At 64.2% G+C, this 3,915-nt stretch carries 4 protein-coding genes; 1 reads left to right on the top strand and 3 read right to left on the bottom strand.

Going from position 1 to position 3,915, the window contains the following annotated elements; all coding sequences use genetic code 11:
* From JMF90_RS27625 to JMF90_RS27615, 3 genes are all read right to left on the bottom strand, one after another.
* A partial coding sequence (locus JMF90_RS27625; RefSeq protein ID WP_374104279.1) for an SMP-30/gluconolactonase/LRE family protein occupies nt 1-1,161 on the bottom strand: 1,161 nt, incomplete at its 3' end.
* A gap of 448 nt (nt 1,162-1,609) precedes the next feature.
* Nucleotides 1,610-1,747 (bottom strand): hypothetical protein, encoded by a 138-nt coding sequence (locus JMF90_RS27620; protein ID WP_236598047.1) that lies wholly within the window; start codon nt 1,745-1,747, stop codon nt 1,610-1,612.
* Nucleotides 1,748-1,785: 38 nt separating this feature from the next.
* Nucleotides 1,786-2,979: a porin gene (locus JMF90_RS27615; RefSeq protein WP_041489351.1), complete on the bottom strand. Its 1,194-nt coding sequence runs from the start codon at nt 2,977-2,979 to the stop codon at nt 1,786-1,788.
* An 89-nt stretch (nt 2,980-3,068) separates the two neighbouring features.
* Here JMF90_RS27615 and JMF90_RS27610 point away from each other — a divergent pair.
* Nucleotides 3,069-3,915, top strand: an 847-nt coding sequence (locus JMF90_RS27610; RefSeq protein WP_201325674.1) for an RNA-guided endonuclease TnpB family protein, incomplete at its 3' end; no start/stop codon positions are given.

Below are 3,915 nucleotides of genomic sequence, written 5' to 3'. Positions count from 1 at the left end.
CATGTCGAGGCGCGGGTCCTTCGGATAGGTGAACGGGTCGACCGTGTTCGCGACGAACGTGCCGCCCGCGGTGCCCGTATATATGTTGTTGCCGCTGTAGAACAACGTCCCGTCCGTCACCGGATCGGGCGCGGCGATTCCCTCGAAGTTCAGCGCCTGCAACTTCCATTGCAGCGTGCCGACCGGGCTGTACGCATGCAGATCGGTGCTGCCGTTGCGGCCGAGATCCCAGCCGCCGCCCCAGGCGTTGTTCAGCACGTACAGGTTGCCGGCCGCATCCTTGCCGAGCGCCGCGACGCGCGTGAAGCGCTTGTCGCCGACCTGCCCCTTGATGCCCGTGGTCGTATCGAGATAGCCGCCCTGCACGCCGAACGTGCCGACCTGCACCGGCAGCCCGGGCAGCCCGCCGTATAGCTTGATGTTCATGTCGGGCCCTTCGTCGCCCACCATCAACCGGCCCATCGACGCATCGAAGTACAGCGACGCCGGCCGCGCGCCGGCCGCCATCTGGAGCGTGTTCATCGCCGTACCGGTCGGGCTGAACTGCGCGACGACGCCCGCGCTCTTGCGCGCGACCCACAGGTTGCCGGCCGCATCGAGCGCCAGCGCGCCAGGGCCCGTGACGCCGATGTCGCGCTGCCACACGCCATCGGTCGTATAGACGCGCACGCGGTTGCCGTAGAAGTCGCTCACGTACAGCAGGTTGCCGCCCGTCGCGAGGCCCGTGATCACGTCCGCATACTGGATGCCCGTCCACGTGCTGACCGGAATGCGCAGGTCGCGCTGGTTCGTGCTCCGGTTGTAGCGGCCCACCGAGCCGCTGCCGAACGTGCGGTTGTAGCCGAGCGCGACGAACAGCGACGTCGAATTGCCGGTGATCGCGCCGCCATGGAATTCGTCGTGGATGCCGATCGTGCCGAGCAGCTGGCCGTTCTGGTAGATCGCGACGCCGCCCGCGTTCTCGTCCCAGCGCGACGCCGTGTAGATCACGCCTTCGGGCGCGACCCACATCGAGCGCGCGCCGTTACCGACGTGCGAGGCCAGCGTGCCGTACGTGTTCGCGAGCCAGTCGGTCGAGTATTGCGCCTGCGCGTGGCTAGCCGGCGCCCACATCGCCATGCACATGATCAGCAACGCCGCGCGGATTTGTTTCATTGACATGAATAATGCTCCCAGACGAACAATGATCGACACTGTAAATCGCGGCGCATGAAATATTGGTGATTCCGGTAAATCCGCATTCGCCGTTCCCCCGAATTATTCACTTCACGCGTTTTGCCGTACGGCGCTTTTTCGTCAACGATCGCAAAATCTCCGAAACCGCGCCACGACAGCCTGCCAGCCACGCGGTTTCAGCGCATTTCCCGGCATTTTGTTCCGGGTCATTCAATGCGAATACGTCATTTTTTCTGATATGACCGCATTGCATTTTCATTCCCCGGAAGTCACTTTGATTATTACAAATCGAAATCAAAATGAAAGAGAAAAAATATTGTCCGGCGCGATCGGATTTTTGCGATTTCGCGCACGGAAGGCAAAGCGGGAGGGAAAGGGGGAATACGGAGGGGAAAACCGCGCACCGGCCGTACCGGCACGCGGCGGCGATCGTTCAGCTCGCCGGATCGCGCGTCGGGCCGGCCCGGCCGTCGACGTATTTCGGCAGCGCATCGACGACGTCGATCACGCGTGGCCGGTGGAACAGTGCATCGTCGGCTGCGGACGAGCATGCCGACAACGGGGCCCGCATCGGCTGCGAGCCCCGTTGCACGCGCAACGACTGCTGCGTCAGAACTTCTGGCGCAGCCCGAGGCTCACGATCGCCTGCGACCGCGAATCGGACGAATGGCCGTTCGCCTTGTCGGACACCGACGCAGTCGCGGCCACCGGCCGGCCGAGCGCGTCGAGCGTCGTGCCGGACGCATGCTGGTACGCGCCGAGCAGGTACACGCTGGTGCGCTTCGACAGGTCGTAGACCGCGCCGAGCGTGACGTTGTGATACTGCGCGCGGTTGTCGATACCGTCGACGTCGCTGCCGCGCGTGTAGCTGTAGCCCGCGAACAGCTGCGTCTGCGGCTGCACGTTCCAGCGCGTGAACACGCCCGCGACGTTGAACGTCGCATGGCCGCTGAACAACGACTGCGCGCCGCCGCGGTACTGCACGTTGCTGTAGTTCACGCCGACGACGGCCGGGCCGAAGTCGTACGTCGCGCCGGTCGCGATCACCTGCTGCGACTGCGCGCTCGCATAGCCTTCGTTGATCGACGAATTGAACAGCCCGTCGTCGGTGCTCTGCCACTTGCCCGCCGTCGGGTCGGTCGCGCCCTTCTTGCTGTTGTCCGAGCGCTCGTAGCCGACGCCCACACGCAGCGGGCCGGCCGCGTATGCGGCGCCGACGCTCCACGTGTTGCGCTGCTTCATGCTGCCCGGCTGGCCGCCGAAGCCGTACAGCGCGCCGAACGTGAAGCCCGAGTAGTTCGCGCTCGTGTACTTGATCGAGCTGTCGACGCGCGCGGTCTGGTCGAGATCGTCGATGTCGCCCGGGTGCGCGCCGAAGCCGCCGATGAACGACGACGGGCCGACCGGGCTCACGAAATCGTCGAGCGACGTGTACTGGCGGCCGAGCGTGACCGTGCCGTAGCGGTCGCTGCCGACGCCGACGAACGCCTGCCGGCCGAACTGGCGGCCGCCCTGGCCGGACGTGCCGTTGGTGATGTCGAAGCCGTTCTCGAGAACGAACAGCGCGCGCATCCCGCCGCCGAGATCCTCGGAACCCTTGATGCCCCACCGGCTGCCGGACAGGTTGCCGGTCGTGAGCCCGACGCTCGAATGCCCGGTGTACGCGCCCGCCGAGCCGACCCGTTCGTTGCTGCGATAGGTCACGCCCGCATCGACGATGCCGTACAGCGTGACGGAGCTTTGCGCGGCGGCGACACTCGCGAGCGAGAGCAGCAGCGGCGCTGCGATCAGTTGCTTGTTCATCAGTTGCTCCGAGAAACCCCGCCATTGATGGCGGGAAGGAAAGGAATGCTGTTGACAGGCAGCTTCTTCCACGGGTTAGGATCACCGGCATGATTCTTGTCTACCGCTACCGGGTGAAATCGCTCAACGGACTGCTTAACAAGCAGGGCCGCGCGGTGAACTACGTCTGGAACTTCTGCAACGACACGCAGAAGCACGCGCTCAAGTGGAGCAAGAAGTGGCCGACGGGATTCGACCTGAACGTGCTGACGACCGGCAGCAGCAAGGAACTCGGTATTCACTCCGGCACGATCAACGCGACGTGCGAGCAATATGCGAAGTCGCGCAGTCAGTGTCGACGCCCTTATCTGCGCTATCGCGGCAGGAAATCGCTGGGCTGGGTGCCGCTGAAGGGGCGTGACCTGAAGCGCGAGGGCGACGCGTTTCGTTTCGCCGGCAACACGTTTCGCGTGTTCAACAGTCGACCGCTTCCCGAAGGCAAGATCAAGGACGGGAGCAACTTCGCGCAGGACGCGCGTGGTAATTGGTTTCTCAATATCGTGATCGAGATGCCGGATGTTCAGGCTCGCCCGATTCGCTCCGGTGTTGGCATCGATCTCGGCCTGAAAGACTTCGCCACACTTTCGACCGGCGAGAAGTTGCCCAATGACCGGTTCGGTCGACGAGCGGCGGAAAATCTGGCGAAAGCGCAGCGAGCACGAAAGCACAAGCGACATATCGCGAAGCTGCACGCAAAGATCGCCAATGCCCGCGCCGACTTCCAGCACAAGCTCGCGCTCGATCTGGTGCGGCGCTTCGATTACATCGCGGTCGGCAACGTGTCGGCCGCAAAACTCGCCAGAACCAGGATGGCGAAGAGCGTCTACGACGCATCCTGGTCGTCCTTCCGAAACAAGCTCCGCTACAAAGCGATGGCGCACGGAGCCACGTTCGAGG

Source organism: Burkholderia sp. E168m23, from assembly GCF_016586125.1.
GTDB classification, from domain to species: domain Bacteria; phylum Pseudomonadota; class Gammaproteobacteria; order Burkholderiales; family Burkholderiaceae; genus Burkholderia; species Burkholderia orbicola.
Note: the sequence above shows the minus strand (reverse complement) of the source record. Positions and strands in the feature narration are given on the sequence as shown.